An 18489-nucleotide genomic window follows, 5' to 3' on the forward strand; every position below is an offset into this window, starting at 1 on the left:
GGTCGAGCGACATGCCGACGGCAAGGAAGAACAGGCCGAGCAGGATGCCGCGGAAGGGCTCGATGTCGGCTTCAAGCTGATGGCGGAAAGTCGATTCCGACAGCAGCACGCCGGCGAGGAACGCGCCCATCGCCATCGACAGGCCGGAAAGCTGCATGGCCAAAGCCGACCCCAGCACCACCAGCAGGGCGGCGGCCGTCATCACCTCGCGGGCGCGGGCATCGGCCAGGATGCGGAAGAGCGGGTTGAGCAGATAGCGGCCGGCCACGACCAGGCCGACGATCGCGGCAATGCCGATGCCGATCTCGGTCAGCCGCTCCGACAGGCTGGTTTCGGCGCCGCCCGGAGCGAGGAATGCAACCAGCGCCAGGAGTGGCACAATCATCAGGTCTTCTAGCAGGAGGATGGAGACGATGCGCTGGCCCTTTGGCGTGGAGATCTCGCCTCGTTCCTCGAGGAGCTGCATGACGATCGCCGTCGAGGTCAGCACGAAGCCTGCTCCAGCGACGAAGGACTGCGCGATAGGAAAGCCTCCGGCCAGTCCGACAAGGGTCAACAGAACCGCGCAAACGCCAACCTGCAGCGCGCCGAGCCCGAAAATCTCGCGGCGGAGGCCCCAGAGCCGAGACGGCTGCATCTCGAGGCCGATGATGAAGAGGAACATGACGACGCCGAGCTCGGCGACGTGAAGGATAGCTCCCGATTCGGAAAAGATGCGAAGCCCGAACGGGCCGATGACCACGCCGGCGGCGAGATAGCCGAGAATGGAGCCCAGTCCCATCCGCTTGAAGATCGGCACGGAGATCACGCCGGCCGCAAGCAGCGCCACAACCTGTACGAGATCGCTGCTCGAGCCTTCAGCCGCCATGCCTGCCTTCCTGTTCTACTTGAAGCACTCCTTGCATGCACCGGGAGCGGGAGGCAAGGGCGGCGGGCCTGTCAGGACGGGCAGGCGGCCATTGAAGCGGCCTCAGCTTGCCGGCCGGACGTTTGGCATCTATATCACAGCAATGCCTGACTATTCGTCCCGGCCGTCTCCGGCGCCACAAGTCCCGATAGATGCGCTCAGCCAAGTCCTCCAGGACCTTCGCTTGAGTGGCGTCAACTATGGCCGGTGCGAGCTGCGCCACCCATGGAGCATCGCCTTTCCCGAACAACCGCTGCTTCGTTTTCACTTTGTCGGCGAGGGCCCGTGCTGGATCCATACCGATGCGGAAGGCTGGCAGGAATTGCGCGATGGCGATCTGGTGCTGCTGCCGCAAGGCATCGCCCACCGGCTGGCCAGTGCGCCAGACGTCGCAGTCGATTCGCTCGAGGGTTGCCAGGTGACCAAGGTGGGGAGCAATGTCTGCGAAGTGGTCCGGCAAGGAACGGGCGCAACAAGCACCCTTTTCTGCGGCTCTATGACGTTGGGCGTCTGCGCGCTCAACCCGTTGATCACGTTGATGCCGCCGATCATCAAGGGGTGCGACGTGGCCGGCAACGACCCGGTCGTTGGTCCTTTGCTGGCGGCCATGACGGTCGAGGCCGCGCAACCGCAGATGGGCAGCGCCACTATTCTGTCGCGCATGGCGGACTTGCTGACTGCCCGGCTTATCCGTTGCTGGGTCAATTGCACCGGAGCCTCGACCACCGGTTGGCTGGCCGCCATCCGCGACCCTCATATCGGACGGGCTCTGGCGGCGATGCACCGTGATCCAGGCCACAACTGGACGCTCGAAAGCCTCGCAGCCCTGGCAGGCCAATCGCGCTCGATTTTCGCCGAGCGCTTCAGTGCGGTGTTGGGGGAGGGCGCCGCGCGCTATCTCGCGCGTCTGCGCATGCAGCTCGCCCGGGAGTTGCTGGGCCAAAACGGCTTGTCCGTCGCCGAGGTCGCTACCCGTTTGGGCTATGATTCCGAGGCATCTTTCGCGCGGGCGTTCAAGCGCATCACCAACGTCTCGCCGGGCGTTGTGCGTCGCACAATTCCCGGACGAACGGACATGAAATTCGGATTTTAGGATACATTTCATCCGAAAGGACTCATCTATCAATATCTCCAATCCTTGGAGATATTCTGATGACAGACACCACATTACAGCTTGAAGACGGGGCGCCGGAGCTTGATGCCGCCGCGCCAGCCGCGTGGAACGCAACCACCTGGTTGGCTGTGATTTCGCTGGCCGCCACCAGCTTTGCCCTGGTATCCGCCGAATTCCTCCCGGCAGGTCTGTTGACGCCGATGGCGCGCGATCTGGGCATCAGCGAGGGAACGGCCGGGCAGGTCGTCACCGCCACCGCTTCCGTCGGCGCCGTGACGGCCATGCTGAGCAATGTCCTCATCGGCCGATTGAACCGCAAGACGGTGTTGGTTGGCCTCAGCGCCTTGGCGGTTGGTTCCAATATTCTCGCGGCGCTGGCGCCAAATTTCGGGCTGTTGCTGGTTGGCCGGGCTGGGCTCGGAATTGCGATCAGCGCCTTCTGGGCCCTTTCGGTTGCTGTCGTAGCGAGGCTGGTTGGCGCCAATGCGACAGGTCGAGGCATGGGTATCGTCACACTCGGCGTCTCGCTTGCCACCATCGCCGCGCCGTCGATGGGCGCGTTGATCAGTGATTGGCTGGGATGGCGTAGCGCCATGGCCATGACAGCGGGATTGGCCGTGGTTGCCGGACTGCTGCAGTTGCTGAGCTTGCCGACTTTGCCTGCAACAGCCAGCAACAGCCTTGGGGACGTGTTCCGGTTGACACGGCGGCGCGGCATTCAACTCGGCATGCTTGCCATTCTTCTGCTGATGACGGGGCATTTTGCCGGGTCCGTCTATGTGCGTCCCTTCCTCGAACAGGTGACGCTCCTGGCAACCGGGCCAATTGCGCTGGCTCTGCTCGGATTTGGTATCGCCGCCGTGGTCGGCAACGTTGCCGGAGGTCGCATGGCGGACGCCAACATCCAAGTGGCTCTGGTGGTTACCGCGGCGTTGATGGCATTGGCGGCGCTGGCATTGGTGCTTTGGGGTGTGCACATCGGCGTTGCATTCGGGTTCGTCACGCTCTGGGGCCTGGCCTTCGGCATGGGGCCGGTGGTGCTGCCGACCAATCTGGCGCGTGCGGCGCCTGATGCACTGGAAGCGGCGGGCAGCCTGATGGTCGTCTCCTTCCAGGTTGCCATCACCACCGGCGCGGTTGTCGGCGGCTATATCGTGGACACCTATGGCGCAACAGGGCCCTTGACCCTTACCGCCGTTCTTGCCGTAGCGACGGTGGTGCTGGCATTGCTGCAGCCTCGCGACTGACCTTTGCATCAGTTGGCCGTGGCGGGCTGAATTCAGGCCGCCACGATATTGCAGCCTGGTTACACAAATTTATGCGGTTCGCTCGTTGCGTGCCGCCACAATCGGCGGTTAAGGCGCGTTCGGCTTCGGCCGTAGGGGAGGCAGTTGCGATGGGCGGCTGCCTCTTTTGAGGAGATGACTGACATGAAGAAGTTTTTGCTCGTCGCCGTTGGTGTTGCGGCGCTGGCCGGTTCGGCTTGTTCGAAAGGACCGGAGTGCACGCAGGAAGTTGCCACCAAGAAGGCGCAGGACATGGCCGCCGCGCTTCAGGCCGCCATCACCAAGGATCCGAGCAAGGCCGCCGACCTGACCGCGAAGGCCCAGGCGGTGACCGCCAAATATCAGGGCGCCACGACGCTCGATGATGCCTGCAAGGCCTATGACGAATTGACGGCTGCCTTCAAGGGTTGAGCTCAACCCTCGGGAAATACGAAGGCGGTGGCCATGCGGCCGCCGCCTTTTTGTTTGGGCTCGATTGGAGAGACACGTCTATCCTGGCTGCCCTAGGCGATAGCCATCGCCCGCTTGTGGTCGGCGATTTCCGCAAGCAGCCAATCCTGGAACAGGCCGGTGCCAGGCTTGTTTCCTATGCTGCGGCGCTGATGCAGGTAGATGCCGGCGGGATAGGTGTGGCGGGCGCGAAACGGAGCGACAAGCTTGCCTTGCTCCAGGAGATCCTGCGCCATCATCGTGTCGGCCAGCGCGATACCGGCGCCGTTGATCGCCTCGCGCATGATCAGCGTGCAATCATCTAGGGTCGTGCTCGATCTTGGAGTGGTGTCTGACACGCCCTCCTGTTCCAGCCAGCGCTTCCATCGCATGGATTCGCATTCATGGATCAGGTGGTGGTTGATCAGGTCGGCCGGCGTCCTGAGCGGTACCGGACCTTCCAAAAGCGAAGGAGCGCAGACCGGCGTCAGCAGGAGCGGGATCAGCAGCGTCAAGGCAGGGCCGGCCTTGTAGACGAACTCGTCGACAATGGCCAAATCGAAGTTGGCGCGCTTGCCCGAGGTCGAGATTTCCAGATCCACGGACGGATGTAGCCGCCGGAAGTTCGGCAACCGGTCGGCCAGCCAGAGATTGAGGACCGCCGGCACGCACAAGACCCTGACACGCTGGGCCCTGCCGCGACGCGGGCCGTCGTACAGGCTGACATCGTCGGTGGCCCGCCAGATCGCTTCGAACGCCTCCGAGAGGCTGCGCGCATAGTAGGAGCCTCTCGTGGTCGGCGTTATCTGGCGGAAACCGCGCTCGAACAGATCCTGGCCCAGGTTTCGTTCAAGGTCGCGGATGTGCCGGCTGATCGCCGAGGGCGTCAGATTCAGTTCCTCCGCAGCATCCTTGATACTACCGAGACGTGCAGCGGCTTCGAAAGCGCGCATGCCGTTGAGTGAGGGTAAGGCCATTGACCGATCATGAATTGTCAGTTGAGTTTTTGTCAATCGACTTGGGCAAAATTCGCGTTTGATCGCCTGGGTTGTTCGGGGATACCGAAAAAGGCAACAGCAACTAAGTCGTCAAAAGAAAACGACTATCTGGGAACTCCGGCAGCATTCCACCAACGGCAGAGATCGGTCCGACCGGTTTCCACCAGTGGCGGGCGAAGCCTTGCGCATGCGCAGGCAATCGCCCCGGCCGAAGTCGCCCGCAATGAGGAGAATGCCTGCTTATGCCTCAATCGCCAGTGCCGGTCTTTGAAACGGCGGACGAGATTTCCCCTGAAACCTCCGTCGTCGTGATCCTGCAGGCTGCCCGGACCGGCTTTGGGCCCCGGGCAACGGCGCTGGACGCTGATATGAGCGGGATTTTGTCCCGCGCATGTTCGGACGAGGCTGCCGTCGGCGAATCCGGCACCTGCATCGATCTTATCGCCCCGCTGGCGGCCTCGGTTCGGCGCGTGATCATCCTGGCCCTCGGCAAAGCCGAGACCGTGACGGAGCTGTCGTTGGCGCGCGCCGGCGGGTTGCTTGCCGCGCATCTGGAAGCCAAGGGCGAATGCTCGGCGACGCTTGTCCTGGATCCCATCGCCGGCGTCGATCTGCCGGGAGCTGAAATCCTGGCGCGTGTCGCGCTCGGCATGCGGCTCCGGCGCTATCGGTTCGACATGCGCAACCAGCGTCAGGGCGCGGGTGCGGATCGCACCCTGCGCGTGCGGCTGGTCGGAGCAGACGGTCCGGATCTGTCCCCGGCGCTGGCCCGGATCAACGCCATCGCGGATGGCGTCGAATATGCGCGCACACTGGTCAACCTGCCGCCGAACCATCTCCATCCGGACAATTTCCACGATCACCTGGAGCCGCTGCGCGAAGCCGGCATCGATGTGGAGATACTCGATACGGCGAAGCTGAAGGAACTCGGCATGAACGCGATCCTGGCCGTTGGCTCAGGTTCGGCGCGGCCGCCGCGCGTCGCGGTGCTGCGCTATCGCGGCAAGGGTGCTCCCGCGCAGCCGCTGGCTTTCGTTGGCAAGGGTGTCTGCTTCGATTCCGGCGGCCTCTGCATCAAGCGCGGCGAGCAGATGTTCGACATGAAGGCCGACATGGGTGGCGCCGCCGCCGTGGTCGGTCTGCTAATCGCGCTCGCTCGGCAAGGCAGCCCGGTTCATGTCGTCGGCGTGCTCGGCATCGCCGAGAACATGCCGTCCGGCACAGCGCTCAAGCCGCGCGACATCATCACGACAGCGTCCGGCCAGACCGTGGAAGTGTTCGACACGGACGCGGAGGGCCGCCTGATCCTGGCCGACTGCCTCTACTATGCCGCCTCCCGCTTCAATCCGTCGGCGATCGTCGATCTGGCCACGCTGACCTATTCGGTGATGCGGGGGCTCGGTTCGGTCTTCGCCGGTCTTTTCAGCACCGACGATGCCATGGCGTCGCGGATGATCGCGGCCGGCGAGAAGGTCGGCGAGCGGTTCTGGCGGTTGCCTCTGGACCAGGCCTATGACGAAGGGCTGCAATCGCCGTTCGCGGATATCCGGCACCATGCCAAGGACATGGAGGACGGCGACGCTCCTTATGCGGCGGCGTTCCTGCGCCGTTTCACTGAAGATCGTCCGTGGGTGCATCTCGACATCGCCGGCAAGGAGATGGCCGACGAGGATCGGCCACTGGGCCGGGAAGGCGCCACGGCGTTCGGCGTGCAGATGCTGGAAGAGTGGGTGCAGGCCGGCCGGAGCAAAAGCTAGGCGATGAGCATCATGTCTTCAGCCAAACAAGGAGCAGGGATGTCGCCCGGGATCACAAGCAAAGAAGGGCGGGCTGCCTTCCGCGGCTACGAGACCTGGCACCGGATCAGCGGCGAGCTTGGCGGCGACAAGGCCCCGGTCGTCATCCTGCATGGCGGGCCGGGCGCTGCCCATAACTACGTCGACGCCTACAAGCTGCTCGCCCGAGATGGCCGCGCCGTCATCCACTACGATCAACTGGGCTGCGGCAATTCCACCCTGCTGCCTGAAAAGGGTGCAGACTTCTGGACGCCCGGGCTCTTCATCGAGGAACTTGAAAACCTCGTCGACCATCTCGGAATCCGCGATGGCTTCCATGTGCTCGGCCAAAGCTGGGGCGGCATGCTGGGCGCCGAATATGCGGTGACACGGCCGAAGGGCTTGAAATCGCTGACGATCGCGAACTCGCCGGCTTCGATGAAGCTTTGGGTGGAAGAGGCCAACCGGCTGCGCGCCGATCTCCCCAAGGACGTGCAGGAGACGCTCACTCGGCACGAGCTCGCAGGCACGACGGACGACCCGGCCTATCAGGCAGCGACGATGGTCTTCTACGAGCGCCATGTCTGCCGCGTGGTGCCGTTCCCGCCCGAGGTGACGGAGACTTTCGCCCAGGTCGCGCGCAATCCGACCGTCTACAACGTCATGAACGGCCCGAACGAGTTCCATGTGATCGGGACGCTGAAGACCTGGACCGTCGTCGACCGCCTGGCGGCCGTCGACGTTCCCACGCTGATCATCTCCGGACGCCATGACGAGGCCACGCCGGCGACCGTGCAGCCCTACAAGGACTGCATCAAGGGATCGCGCTGGGAGATTTTCGAGCATTCCAGCCACATGCCGCATGTCGAGGAACAGGACCTATGCATGCGGGTGGTCGGAGACTTCCTGGACGACAACGACAGCTGAGAAAAGGGGAATCAAGCATGAAGAAACTGCTTTTGGCGGCCTCGGCCGCGGCATTGCTGGCCGGCATTTGGCTGGCGCCGGCACAGGCCGAATACCTCAAGGAACACCGAGGCGGCACCATTCGCCTGCTGGCCCGTTCGGCAGCGGGGACGCTCGACCCGCACATCAATTACACCGACCAGGGCTGGCAGATGTATCAGCCGATCTATGATGGCCTCGTCGCGTTCCGCAAGGCCGAGGGCAAGGACGGTTTCTCCGTCGTTCCCGATCTGGCCGAGGCGCTGCCGCAGGTCAGCAATGACGGCAAGACCTTCACCTTCAAGCTTCGCAAGGGCATCAAGTTCTCCAACGGCCAGGATCTTGGCGTGAAGGACGTCGTGGCCTCCTTCCAGCGTATCTTCAAGGTTTCCGGCCCGACTTCCGGCACCTTCTATGCCGGCATTGTCGGCGCCGACAAATGCCTGGCCGACACTAAGAGCTGCACGCTGGAGGGCGGTGTCATCGGCGACGAGGCCGCCGGCACGATCACCATCAACATCACCAAGCCGGACGCCGAAATCCTCTACAAGCTGGCCTTGCCGCATGCCGTGGTCCTGCCGGCCGATACGCCCGCGGAAGACATGGGATCGAAGCCCATTCCCTCGACCGGCGCCTACATGATCTCCGCCTTCGACCCTAACAAGGGCATGACCGTCACCCGCAATCCGAACTTCAAGCAGTGGAGCGAGGAAGCGCAACCGGATGGCTATCCGGACGTCGTGCAGTATGATTTCGGCCTGTCCGAGGAAGCGGCCGTCACGGCGATCCAGAATGGCGAAGCCGACTGGATGTTCGACGCGCTGCCGAGCGACCGCCTGGCCGAACTCGGAACCAAGTTCAAGGACCAGCTGCACATCTCGCCGCTTTCCGCATGGTGGTATGCGCCGCTCAACACCCAACTCGCCCCGTTCAACAATGAGAAGGCGCGCCAGGCGGTTGCCTTCGCGGTCGATCGCAACACACTGGTCAAGCTGTTCGGAGGCAAGGTGCTTGCCTCCCCGGTCTGCCAGGTCCTGCCTCCGGACTTCCCCGGACACGTGGATTACTGCCCCTTCACGAAGAACCCCGGCGCCAAATGGTCGGCGCCCGATCTCGACAAGGCGAAGCAGCTCGTCGAGGAATCCGGCACCAAGGGCCAGAAGGTCACCATCATCGTCGAGGACACCGCCGTGTCGCGGTCGATCGGCGTCTATCTGCAGAGCGTGCTGACCAGCATCGGCTATGCCGCCGACGTCAAGCCGATCTCGTCCAACATCCAGTTCACCTACATCCAGAACTCCAACAACAAGGTGCAGATGTCGGTCTCGCAGTGGTATAAGGACTATCCGGCGGCGTCGGACTTCCTGAACATCCTGTTCAGCTGCGCCTCCTACCGCGAGGGCTCGGACGCCTCGATCAATATCTCCGCGTTCTGCGACAAGGATATCGACGCCAAGATGCAGAAAGCGCTCGATCTCGGCGTGACCGATCAGAATGCGGCGGACAAGCTGTGGGCCGAGGTCGACAAGGAAGTCACCGACAAGGCTGCTGCCGTCGGTCTCTTCACGCCGAAGCGGCTCGACTTCGTCAGCAAGCGGCTGGGCAACTTCAAGTTCAACCCGCAGTTCAACTGGATGATCACCCAGTCCTGGGTTCAGTAAGCAACTGCGGAGGGGCACGTCCTTGTCGAGTGAAGCCATTGCCGTGCCGCGCAAGACGCGAGGGCCCTGGGCCGTCGCGCTTGCGAAGCTGAAGCGAAACGGGGCCGCCATGGCGGCCCTGGCGATATTCCTTCTCATCGTCCTCGCCTGCGCCAGCGCGCCCTTCTATGCGCGCTGGGCGGGAGTGGATCCGTTCGCCTCGACGCTCGACGCCGTTATCCAGGTCGACGGCGCCGACGTCCCGGTGATGGAGCAATCGACCGAAGGGCTCGGCCTTGGCTATACGCCGATCGGTCCGACCTGGCGGCTCGGCAACTATTTCCTCGGCGCCGACAGCCAGGGCCGCGATGTCATGGCAAGGATGCTCTATGGCGGGCTCAGCTCGCTGCTCATCTCCGGGGCCGCCACCATCTTCACCCTGATACTCGGCACGGCGGCTGGCCTGATTGCTGGCTATTTCGGCGGCGTCACCGATACGGTTCTGTCGCGCTTCCTTGACATATTGTGGGCGTTTCCGGTCTACCTGCTGGCGATTTCGCTTTCCATCGTCACCATCGCGCAGGGTATCTCGATCGGGCCGATCGTGATCGAGTCGGGCAGCCTGTGGCTGCCGATCATCATCATCGGCATCGTCTATGTGCCTTATGTGGCGCGACCGATAAGGGGGCAGGTTCTGGCCCTGCGCAAGAGCGAGTTCGTCCTGGCTTCGATCAACCTGGGCGTGCCGGGCGCCCGTATCCTGTGGCGCGATATCCTGCCCAACATCATGACGACGCTCATCGTCTTCGTGCCGCTGATGATGGCGCTGAACATGCTCACGGAATCCGCGCTCTCCTTCCTGTCGATCGGCGTGCAGCCGCCCGCGGCGAGCTGGGGCACGATCATCCAGGACGGGCAGGCGCTGCTCTACACACGGCCGCTGGTGGCGCTGGCGCCGGGCCTGGCGATCGCCGTCTCCGTGATGGCACTGAACGTCTTTGGCGACGGCCTGCGCGACGCGCTCGACCCGCGCTCCAAGGTTCGGCTGGGGCGCGACTGATGATCTACGCAATCCTGCGCCGTTTCGGTCAGATGCTGTTCGTGATGTTCGGCATCTCGGTCATCGTCTTCCTGATCTTTTTCGCCACGCCCGGCTCCGACCCTGCCGCGCGCATCGCCGGTCGCAACGCTTCGCCCGAAGTGCTGGCGGCGGTGCGCCACTCCTTCGGCTTCGATCAGCCGCTCTACGTGCAATATGTGAGGATGATGGAGAAGATCTTCGTCTCCGGCGATCTCACCTCTTTCGTCAACCGCGGTTGGAAAGTTGTGCCGGCGGTGATGGATTCCATCCCTGTCACGCTGTCGCTGGTGTTCGGGGCCGCGGTGCTGTGGGTGGTGGTGTCCATCATCATCGGCATTGTCGCCGCAGCGACTCGCGACAGCTGGCTGGACAGGCTGCTGATGGCGCTCGGGCTGCTTGGCATTTCGATGCCGGTCTATTGGCTGGGCGAGGTGATGAACCTGATTACCCAGAGCCGCTACCACGACAGCTGGCTGTTCTCCTGGGTGCCGCCGCTCGGCTACAAGAATTTCTCCGACGATCCGAAAGGCTGGTTCCTGACGCTGGTCATCCCGTGGATCACGCTCGCCGTCCTCTATATCGGCATCTACGGGCGCGTCCTGCGCGCGGCGATCATTGAATCGCTGCAGGAGGACTATATCCGCACGGCCCGGGCCAAAGGCCTTTCGGAGACCCGCATCCTGCTGCGCCATGCGCTGCGCACCTCGCTCATCGCCTTCGTCACCCTGTTCGGCCTTGATTTCGGAGCTCTCGTCGGCGGTTCCGCACTGCTCACGGAGGTGGTGTTCGGGCTGCATGGCATCGGCAAGCTAACCTACGACGCGCTGCAGAACCTCGATCTGCCGATGATCATGGCGACGGTGATGTATGCTTCCATGTTCGTGGTCGTCGCCAATGCGGTGGTCGATTTCGTCTACATCCTTCTCGATCCGCGCCTGAGGACATCATGATACTTTCGGTGCGCGACCTTCGGGTATCCTTCAGGACGGAAGACGGCCTGGTGAGGGCCATCGACGGCGTTTCGTTCGATCTCGCAGAGGGCGAGATCCTTGGCGTCGTCGGCGAATCCGGCTCGGGCAAGACCGTATCGCTGCTGGCCGTCATGGGGCTCATCACCGATCCCAACGCCATCATCGAAGGTTCGATCCGCTACAAGGGCCACGAGCTCGTCGGACTACCGGCGCGCGAACTGAGACGCCTGCGCGGCAACGAGATCGCCATGATCTTCCAGGATCCGATGACGGCGCTGACGCCGGTCTACACGATCGGCTGGCAGATCGCCGAACAGATCCGCGCGCATCGCAACATCAGCAAATCCAAGGCGTTGGAGCGCGTGGAGCAATTGCTGGCCGAGGTGAATTTCCCCAATCCCCACGAAGCGATGTCGCGCTACCCGCACCAGCTCTCCGGCGGCATGCGGCAGCGGGCGGTGATCGCGATGGCGCTGTCCTGCGATCCCGCGCTTCTGGTCGCGGACGAGCCGACCACCGCGCTCGACGTCACGGTGCAGGCCGGCATCCTCGATCTCGTGCGCAAGCTGCGCGCCACGCACAATTCGGCTGTCGTCTTCATCACGCATGATATGGGCGTAGTGTCCGAGCTCGCCGACCGGGTGATGGTCATGTATGCGGGACGCGTCGTCGAACGCGGCAGCCGTACGGAATTGTTCTCCGACCCGCGACACCCCTACACACGCGCGCTGCTCGGCTCGATCCCGCCGTTGACCGGCGAAAAACCGCGCCGCCTGCCGGCCATTCCTGGATCTCCGCCGTCGCTGCTGCGGCTGCCGCAAGGCTGTGCGTTCGGACCGCGCTGTCCCGTCCGCTATGAACCATGCGCGGCCGCGAAGCCGGATCTCGGGACGGCCACTCATGCCGCGGCATGCTTCCGGGTGGCACAGGCATGAGCGAACAGATGATCGACAACGACCAGCCAGTTCTCGAGACGCGCTCGCTGAGCAAGCGGTTCTCCATCGGCACCCGCTTTTCCGCCGAAGGCAGGCGGACCGTTCATGCGGTCGACAATGTCTCCCTCACGGTGGGGCGAGGGGAAACTGTTGGGTTGGTCGGGGAGTCCGGATGCGGCAAGTCCACGCTGGCGCGCTGCCTGGTGAGGCTCTACGACATCACCGATGGCGAGCTACTGTTCGAGGGAGACGACATCGCCTCGAAGTCGCTGTCCGAACTCAGGCCGCTGCGGCGGCGGCTGCAAATGGTCTTCCAGGACCCGTCGGCCTCGCTAAACCCGCGCCGCCGTGTCGGCGACCTGGTGGCTGAGCCGCTGCGCATCCATACGAAACTTTCGTCCGCGGAAATCAAGAAGCGCGTCGCGGAATTGTTCGATCTCGTCGGGCTGCTGCCGGACCACGTCATGCGCTATCCGCATGAATTCTCCGGCGGCCAGCGCCAGCGTGTCGGCATCGCCCGGGCGATCGCCCTCAATCCCGACGTTGTCGTGCTGGACGAACCCGTTTCGGCGCTCGACGTGTCGGTGCAGGCTCAGATCGTCAACCTGCTTGCCGATCTCCAGGAGAAGCTGAAGCTCACCTACGTCTTCATCGCGCACGACCTGTCGGTGGTGCGCCAGGTCTCGACCCGCATCGCGGTCATGTATCTCGGCTCCATCGTCGAGGAAGGCCCGGCGGAAGAAGTGTTCACGACGCCCGCCCATCCGTACAGCCAGGCGCTTATCTCGGCGGTCCCGGTTGTGGAGACGACGCCCGGTGGGACGCGCAAACGTATTATCCTGAGCGGCGATGTGCCGAGTCCGCTCAAGCCTCCGGCAGGGTGCCGCTTTCATCCGAGATGCCCGATAGCGGTGGAACGATGCCGAACCGAGCGCCCCGAGCTGAAGGAGCGTCAACCCGGCCGCAAGGTCGCCTGCCACTTTCCGACATTGACGTGAACTGACTCGGCAGCGAGTCGGTCCACCGCTAGCGCAGCGGATCGCTTGGGCGTTTCGATCTGAAAAAATACAGGGAAATCAGTTCTTCGCGATCGAACCGACTTCAACCGTGTCGACGCGCTTCAGGCTCATGCCGATTACCGGCACCAGCTGCTTGTTGACGCGCACCGCCACGGTAACAGTCATCGAGTTGTCGTCGGGAATGCGGGCCTGCATCACGCCGTTCAACTGGTTGCGGTTGATGGTGAAGACGACTTTCTGGGAATCGACGACATTGCCACCGACGATGTCCAGACCGTTACCGGTCGAGCCGCCCATGAAGTTGCCCTTGTAGCCCTCGCGGCCCTTGCGTTCGACGGTGGCCGACATCTTCTGGGTGAACACGCCGACGCGGCAGTCGCCGTCCAGTGTCATGCCGAGCTTGCTGTCAGGCGTGGTGCCGTTGAAATTGCAGGTGAATTTGGTGCCCTTGTACTTGCCGGCGATGATCTCGCCAGGGCCGACCCATTTGCCTTCGACCGAGCGAAAGAATTGCTTGTCCGGGTCCGCCCCGAAGGCCTTTTCGACAAGGCCGAGCGGCGCGGCGACCGCAACCGACAAGGGCAGGACGCAGGACAGGATTACGCTTTTCATGGACGACACCCGGCACGACAGAGTCTGTTCTTGGAACAGAAACGACCATGAAGAAGATTGGTTAATGCTTCGTCACTGGAGGCGGTTTCTCCATTTACCTTATTGCCCGGCCTGACCATCCTTGCGCGATGCGAAAGAAGTCAGCGCCGAGAGGAAATCGCCGAGGCCCGGGCGCTTCGCGGCGATGAAGGGCAGGGGGCGCGCGGTCTCCATGGCGGCGATGCCGACGCGCGCCGTCATCATGCCGTTGACCACGCCTTCGCCGAGCTTGGCGGAGAGTTTCGCGGCGAGGCCGTGGCCGACGATCTGTTGTACGAAGCTGTCGCCGACGGCGATCGAACCCGTGACCGCGAGATGCGCGAGGACACCGCGCGCCAACCGGAAGAAGCCGAGCGTGCCGGGGCGTCCGCCGTAAAGTTCCGACAGGCGACGGATCAGCCGGCCTGCCTCAAACACGACATAGGCGACGTCGACGAGGGCGCGCGGACTGACGGCGGTTACCAGTGAGACGCGCTTTGCCGCTTCCAGGATCATCGTCTTGGCGCGGGCGTCGAGCGGCGTGAGGATCTCGGTTTCGGCGAGCCGCACCAGATTGCCGCCGTCGATGATCTCGCCGCGCAACGCGTCGAGCGACCGGCGGCCGGCCGCGGTCTCAGGTTTCGCCGCAACGAAGGCTGAGAGCTCGTCGACCAGGGCGCGTGCTGCCTTGGGGTCGTCGCGCGCCACGGCGTCCAGCGCGCGTCGCTGCAGCTTTTCGACTTCGGCGAGGCGGGCGATGGCCAGGAATTCACGGATGAGAATGACGACCAGGGACAGCGCGGCGAGGGCCGCCAAGCCCGCCGCCAGCCAGCCAAGCCACTCGGCGCGCGCGAACAGGTCGCGGACCAGCTGGTCGATCCACAGCCAGACCGCGAGCGAGACCAGCGAGCCGAGCGCGCCGAAGAAGAGCCGGGCGAGCAACGACCGTTTTCTCGACGCGGTCGCCGGCGGCGGCGCGGCCTGCTCGATGTCCGGCTCGTCGAAGACGTCGATTTCGGAGGGGATGATAACCGCGACGTCGGCCCTGGTGGCACGGGGTTTGCGGACGGGCTGCTCGTCGGACTTGCGGGCGTGTGGCGTTTCCTGCCGCGGCGCCGCTTCGGGCTCGATGCGGAAGGCCGCCGGTTTGCGGGGCGCGGTCATGCGAGATGGTCTCCGATCAGAAACTGCAGCGCGCGGTCGAGCCGGATATGCGGCAACGAGAGGGTGACGCCCTCCGCCGTGCGCTCGAGCCTCGGGGGACGGAACCGCACGAAGCGGATGGCTGGCTCGTTGTTTTCTGCCTGCGGGCCGGAAAGATCGAACACGGCATCGACCTTTTCCGGCAGGTCACCCGGAAATATCGCGGTTTCGGTTTTGCCGTCGAATGTCTGGCCGTCGATCTTTTCGCCCTTGAGTGGTGTGCCGATGATGACGGGCAGCGTCTCGCTGCCTTGCTTGACGGTGCCTTCACGGGTTGAGCGCACCGCAGCCATGGCTACCACGTCGACGGCGGCGCCGCTGAAGTTCGCCCTGGCAACGGCCCGGTCGGCCAGGCGGCGCACGATGGCCTGCAGCCGGTCATGGCTTTCGTGATGCAGGTGGTCGGCCTTGGTCGCCGCCACCAGGATGCGGTCGATGCGTCGCGCGAAGAAGTCCGTGAGGAAGTTGCCCCGGCCCGGCCGGAAGCAGGACAGGATCTCGGTGACGGCCCGCTCGAGGTCGGCCATGGCCGCCGGCCCGGCATTGAGCGCCTGCATGGCGTCGATCAGCACGATCTGGCGGTCGAGGCGGGCGACGTGCTCGCGGAAGAACGGCTTCACGACATGCGTCTTGTAGGCCTCGTAGCGTCGCTCCATCATCGCCTGCAGGGATCCGGGGCGCGGCCGGCGGTCGGCGAGCGTCATCAGAGGTGCGAAGGTGAGCGCCGGCGAGCCCTCGAGATCGCCGGGCATCAGGAAGCGACCGGGCGGCAGCGTCGAAAGCGCCCGCTCGTCGAGTTTGCAGGCTTTCAGATAGGCGGCGAAGCTCTCGGCGAGGCGGCGCGCCGTCATTTCGTCGGCATCGGCATCCGGATCGACAGTGGACGCCAATTCGCGCCAGGCTTGCGAGAGATCGGCGCGGACGGGCAGCGTGGCCAATTCGACCGCCTCGCGCGAGAAATCGGCAAAGGATTTGCCGAGCAGCGGCAGGTCGAGCAGCCATTCGCCTGGATAGTCGACGATATCGACCGACAGTTTCCCCGCCGAAAATAAGCGATTCCAGCCTGAGGCGGACTCGTATTCGATGGTAAGCCGCAATTCCGAGATGGCGCGCGTCGAGTCCGGCCAGACCCGGTCGTTCACGAGGGCCGCGACATGGTCCTCATACTGGAATCGCGGAACGGCGTCGTCCGGCTGCTCCTCGAGGTAGGCGCGGGCGATGCGGCCCGACTTCTGCGCCTCGAACAGCGGCAGCCGCCCGCCATGGATGAGATTGTGGACGAGGGCGGAGATGAAGACCGTCTTGCCGGCCCGGGAAAGGCCGGTGACGCCAAGGCGCAATGACGGGGAGAACAGTCCCGCGGCGCGGCCTGAAAGCGTGTCGAGCGCAATCCTTGCCTCGTCGGTGAAGGTGGTCAGCGATGATGCCAAAAACAGGTCCCCAGGCGCAGGTCAGGCACCGATATAGGCACTGAGGCTGGCGTTTGAAATGGCTTCAGAGATCGGCAGGCGTGAGGAAGGCCTCCAGATAGCCGTTGCCCTGGGCAGCCTCGGCGAGATTGCCGGGGAAGCGCAAGACGGCGAGGCCGGAGGTTGGGAAGCCGTAGTTGAGCATGCCCCGCGCGGCTTCCTCGCCGTCGCCGGATATGGCCATGGCGAGGTCCTCCGTCATCGGATTGTGGCCGATCACGAGCAGCGAACCGAGGCTGCCATTGGTGCGGATGATGTCGAGATAGCCGGCGGCGTCCTCGCTGTAGAGCGTGTCGAAGAACAGCACCCGGCCGGTATCGGTGCGCCCCGCCAGCCCCTCCAGCGTCTGCCGAGCGCGCCTGGCGTTGGAGCAGAGGGTGACATCGGGAACGTAGTTGCGGGCGCGCATCGCCTCGCCGATCGCCTCGGCGTCGGCGATGCCGGATTCGTCGAGCGGACGGTCGAAGTCACGGACCCCGGGTAGCGCCCAACCGGCCTTTGCATGCCTCAACAGATAAAGTCTGTTCAATCGGACCCCCATCGTGCTGCCCGAGCAGGCGAAGCGCGATTAGTCACCAGAACGGCCTCGGGCACAATGGCCGACAAGGAGCAACCGCAACGAATCATGGATGAATTCGACCCACACCGCTGAAACAAAGGCAGCCGCGAAGGCCCGCTGGCGAGAGACTAACAATTGCGTGAGACTGTCACCGATTGCGCTTGTGCAGCCCCTTGTCCGCGAATATATAGGCGCCAAATTTGGGGTTGTTGGGTGAGTCGAATGAACGATATCGCTACCGCCGATTACGTACCCTCCGAAGACGAGCCGTTCATGAATGAACGGCAAAAATCATACTTCCGCCAGAAGCTGATCACTTGGAAGAATGACATACTGCGCGAAGCGCGCGAAACTCTCGAAATCCTACAGCAAGAAAACGCCAACCACCCCGACCTAGCCGACCGAGCCTCTTCCGAAACCGACCGAGCCATTGAACTGCGCGCCCGCGATCGCCAGCGCAAGCTGATCTCGAAAATCGACTCTGCGTTGCAGCGCATCGACGAAGGCACATATGGCTATTGCGAGGAAACCGGCGAGCCGATCGCGCTGAAGCGGCTCGACGCACGTCCGATCGCAACGTTGTCGATCGAGGCGCAGGAGCGGCATGAGCGCCGCGAAAAGGTCTATCGCGACGACTGATACTACATCGTCATGGATTGCAAAATGGCCGGTTTTCCGGCCATTTTCTTTTCCGAACCGGCCTAATCGTCCAGCGTTCCCATCGTCAGGTTGACGATGGTTCCCGTCATGCCGCTGGCTCGATCGGATGCCAGGAAGGCCGCCATATTCGCCACCTCGTCGAGCCTCATGATCCGCTTCGCGTGCGTGGTGCCGGCGAGATGGGCCTGGAACTGGTCCCAGCTCATGCCCGAAACCCCGGCCTTCAGGTCGAACACATTTCGCATGGTGGCTGTCTCCGGAATGCCGTGTGGCCGCAGGCCGACGACCCGGATGCCTTGGGGCGCGAGTTCGTAGGACAGGTCCCGGGTAAGCGCCTCCTTGGCGGCCTGCGCCGGGCCATAACCGCCATTCAGCGGGGTGCCAGTTCGCGCGGGTAGGGCGGTGACAGTCATGATCACCCCTGATCCGTGGGGGATCATGTGCCTCGCTGCCGCGCGCGCGGTAAGGAAGTAGGACGTGGTGTAGGCCGCGATAGGCACCGAGAACTGGGCGACTTCCAACTTGGCCAGCGGCGTCCCCAGTATCCCGCTATGGGCCACGCCGATGGCGTTGAACGAAATGTCGATCCGGCCCGCTTTGTCGACCACGGATTGCAGATGCGTCTCCACGGCCTCCTCATCAAGTGCGTCAATCGCCGCTGCCTCTGCGATGCCACCAGCCCAAACAATGTCCTTAGCGGTTGCCTGGACAGGCGGCTGCGTCCGGCCGGCCAGGTAGACCTTGGCGCCTTCGCTTGCAAATGCCCGTGCTACGGCGCCGCCGATTGCGCCGCCGGCACCGTAGATCACGGCAGTCTTGTCTCTCAACATCATGGCTCTTTCCTTTCGCTTCGACCGACGGCGAGTGC

At 63.8% G+C, this 18489-nt stretch carries 18 protein-coding genes; 11 read left to right on the top strand and 7 right to left on the bottom strand.

Going from position 1 to position 18489, the window contains the following annotated elements:
• The coding region (locus Q0L57_RS14240; protein WP_296743611.1) for a monovalent cation:proton antiporter-2 (CPA2) family protein at positions 1 to 868 on the bottom strand (868 nt) is incomplete at its 3' end.
• A gap of 142 nt (positions 869 to 1010) precedes the next feature.
• Between Q0L57_RS14240 and Q0L57_RS14245 the strand changes: the two genes are divergently transcribed.
• The 3 genes from Q0L57_RS14245 (at position 1011) to Q0L57_RS14255 (ending at position 3718) form a co-directional block, all read left to right on the top strand.
• A complete protein-coding gene (locus Q0L57_RS14245) occupies positions 1011 to 2000 on the top strand; it encodes an AraC family transcriptional regulator (RefSeq protein WP_296743665.1) in 990 nt (329 codons plus the stop codon).
• Positions 2001 to 2059: 59 nt separating this feature from the next.
• On the top strand, positions 2060 to 3268 hold the full coding sequence (locus Q0L57_RS14250) for an MFS transporter (protein ID WP_296743613.1): 1209 nt from the start codon (positions 2060 to 2062) through the stop codon (positions 3266 to 3268).
• A gap of 183 nt (positions 3269 to 3451) precedes the next feature.
• On the top strand, positions 3452 to 3718 hold the full coding sequence (locus Q0L57_RS14255; RefSeq protein WP_296743614.1) for a hypothetical protein: 267 nt from the start codon (positions 3452 to 3454) through the stop codon (positions 3716 to 3718).
• A gap of 92 nt (positions 3719 to 3810) precedes the next feature.
• Here the strand turns inward: Q0L57_RS14255 and Q0L57_RS14260 are convergent, their stop codons facing one another.
• Entirely contained in the window at positions 3811 to 4713 is a 903-nt protein-coding gene (locus tag Q0L57_RS14260) for a LysR substrate-binding domain-containing protein (protein ID WP_296743616.1), read from the bottom strand.
• Positions 4714 to 4976: 263 nt separating this feature from the next.
• On the opposite strand from Q0L57_RS14260, the gene Q0L57_RS14265 reads away from it, so the two are divergent.
• The 7 genes from Q0L57_RS14265 to Q0L57_RS14295 are packed head-to-tail and all read left to right on the top strand — an operon-like array spanning position 4977 to position 13079.
• A complete protein-coding gene (locus Q0L57_RS14265; protein ID WP_296743617.1) occupies positions 4977 to 6491 on the top strand; it encodes a leucyl aminopeptidase in 1515 nt (504 codons plus the stop codon).
• A gap of 39 nt (positions 6492 to 6530) precedes the next feature.
• On the top strand, positions 6531 to 7436 hold the full coding sequence (locus Q0L57_RS14270) for a proline iminopeptidase-family hydrolase (protein WP_296743619.1): 906 nt from the start codon (positions 6531 to 6533) through the stop codon (positions 7434 to 7436).
• Positions 7437 to 7453: 17 nt separating this feature from the next.
• Positions 7454 to 9115: an ABC transporter substrate-binding protein gene (locus Q0L57_RS14275; protein WP_296743621.1), complete on the top strand. Its 1662-nt coding sequence runs from the start codon at positions 7454 to 7456 to the stop codon at positions 9113 to 9115.
• A 22-nt stretch (positions 9116 to 9137) separates the two neighbouring features.
• Entirely contained in the window at positions 9138 to 10154 is a 1017-nt protein-coding gene (locus Q0L57_RS14280) for an ABC transporter permease (RefSeq protein ID WP_296743623.1), read from the top strand.
• Positions 10154 to 11125, top strand: a complete 972-nt coding sequence (locus Q0L57_RS14285; RefSeq protein WP_296743626.1) for an ABC transporter permease — start codon at positions 10154 to 10156, stop codon at positions 11123 to 11125. Before Q0L57_RS14280 ends, Q0L57_RS14285 begins: the two co-directional genes overlap by 1 nt.
• Positions 11122 to 12081, top strand: a complete 960-nt coding sequence (locus Q0L57_RS14290) for an ABC transporter ATP-binding protein (RefSeq protein WP_296743628.1) — start codon at positions 11122 to 11124, stop codon at positions 12079 to 12081. Before Q0L57_RS14285 ends, Q0L57_RS14290 begins: the two co-directional genes overlap by 4 nt.
• An 8-nt stretch (positions 12082 to 12089) precedes the next feature.
• A complete protein-coding gene (locus Q0L57_RS14295; protein WP_296743667.1) occupies positions 12090 to 13079 on the top strand; it encodes an ABC transporter ATP-binding protein in 990 nt (329 codons plus the stop codon).
• Between the two features lie 78 nt (positions 13080 to 13157).
• Here the strand turns inward: Q0L57_RS14295 and Q0L57_RS14300 are convergent, their stop codons facing one another.
• The 4 genes from Q0L57_RS14300 to Q0L57_RS14315 all read right to left on the bottom strand — a co-directional run bounded on the left by Q0L57_RS14300 (position 13158) and on the right by Q0L57_RS14315 (position 16931).
• A complete protein-coding gene (locus tag Q0L57_RS14300; RefSeq protein WP_296743630.1) occupies positions 13158 to 13712 on the bottom strand; it encodes a hypothetical protein in 555 nt (184 codons plus the stop codon).
• A 99-nt stretch (positions 13713 to 13811) separates the two neighbouring features.
• Positions 13812 to 14894 (bottom strand): YcjF family protein, encoded by a 1083-nt coding sequence (locus tag Q0L57_RS14305; RefSeq protein ID WP_296743632.1) that lies wholly within the window; start codon positions 14892 to 14894, stop codon positions 13812 to 13814.
• On the bottom strand, positions 14891 to 16363 hold the full coding sequence (locus Q0L57_RS14310) for a YcjX family protein (protein ID WP_296743634.1): 1473 nt from the start codon (positions 16361 to 16363) through the stop codon (positions 14891 to 14893). The genes Q0L57_RS14305 and Q0L57_RS14310 overlap by 4 nt, the downstream gene beginning before the upstream one ends.
• A gap of 64 nt (positions 16364 to 16427) precedes the next feature.
• Positions 16428 to 16931: a histidine phosphatase family protein gene (locus tag Q0L57_RS14315; protein ID WP_296743636.1), complete on the bottom strand. Its 504-nt coding sequence runs from the start codon at positions 16929 to 16931 to the stop codon at positions 16428 to 16430.
• A gap of 252 nt (positions 16932 to 17183) precedes the next feature.
• Between Q0L57_RS14315 and dksA the strand changes: the two genes are divergently transcribed.
• The gene (dksA, locus tag Q0L57_RS14320; protein WP_140815850.1) at positions 17184 to 17600 is read left to right on the top strand and encodes an RNA polymerase-binding protein DksA; all 417 of its coding nucleotides are present in this window, start codon (positions 17184 to 17186) and stop codon (positions 17598 to 17600) included.
• Between the two features lie 62 nt (positions 17601 to 17662).
• Here dksA and Q0L57_RS14325 read toward each other — a convergent pair whose 3' ends face one another.
• Complete coding sequence (locus Q0L57_RS14325) at positions 17663 to 18454, bottom strand: SDR family oxidoreductase (RefSeq protein ID WP_296743640.1); 792 nt, start codon at positions 18452 to 18454, stop codon at positions 17663 to 17665.
• Between the last annotated feature and the right edge of the window lie 35 nt (positions 18455 to 18489).

It is taken from the genome of Mesorhizobium sp. (genome assembly GCF_024509055.1).
Lineage (GTDB): Bacteria > Pseudomonadota > Alphaproteobacteria > Rhizobiales > Rhizobiaceae > Mesorhizobium.

Coding starts and splice junctions, on each gene's coding strand:
- Q0L57_RS14245 (WP_296743665.1), top strand. CDS start 1,011: ATGCCTGACTATTCGTCCCGGCCGTCTCCGGCGCCACAAGTCCCGATA.
- Q0L57_RS14250 (WP_296743613.1), top strand. CDS start 2,060: ATGACAGACACCACATTACAGCTTGAAGACGGGGCGCCGGAGCTTGAT.
- Q0L57_RS14255 (WP_296743614.1), top strand. CDS start 3,452: ATGAAGAAGTTTTTGCTCGTCGCCGTTGGTGTTGCGGCGCTGGCCGGT.
- Q0L57_RS14260 (WP_296743616.1), bottom strand. CDS start 4,713: ATGGCCTTACCCTCACTCAACGGCATGCGCGCTTTCGAAGCCGCTGCA.
- Q0L57_RS14265 (WP_296743617.1), top strand. CDS start 4,977: ATGCCTCAATCGCCAGTGCCGGTCTTTGAAACGGCGGACGAGATTTCC.
- Q0L57_RS14270 (WP_296743619.1), top strand. CDS start 6,531: ATGTCGCCCGGGATCACAAGCAAAGAAGGGCGGGCTGCCTTCCGCGGC.
- Q0L57_RS14275 (WP_296743621.1), top strand. CDS start 7,454: ATGAAGAAACTGCTTTTGGCGGCCTCGGCCGCGGCATTGCTGGCCGGC.
- Q0L57_RS14285 (WP_296743626.1), top strand. CDS start 10,154: ATGATCTACGCAATCCTGCGCCGTTTCGGTCAGATGCTGTTCGTGATG.
- Q0L57_RS14290 (WP_296743628.1), top strand. CDS start 11,122: ATGATACTTTCGGTGCGCGACCTTCGGGTATCCTTCAGGACGGAAGAC.
- Q0L57_RS14295 (WP_296743667.1), top strand. CDS start 12,090: ATGATCGACAACGACCAGCCAGTTCTCGAGACGCGCTCGCTGAGCAAG.
- Q0L57_RS14300 (WP_296743630.1), bottom strand. CDS start 13,712: ATGAAAAGCGTAATCCTGTCCTGCGTCCTGCCCTTGTCGGTTGCGGTC.
- Q0L57_RS14305 (WP_296743632.1), bottom strand. CDS start 14,894: ATGACCGCGCCCCGCAAACCGGCGGCCTTCCGCATCGAGCCCGAAGCG.
- dksA (WP_140815850.1), top strand. CDS start 17,184: ATGAACGATATCGCTACCGCCGATTACGTACCCTCCGAAGACGAGCCG.
- Q0L57_RS14325 (WP_296743640.1), bottom strand. CDS start 18,454: ATGATGTTGAGAGACAAGACTGCCGTGATCTACGGTGCCGGCGGCGCA.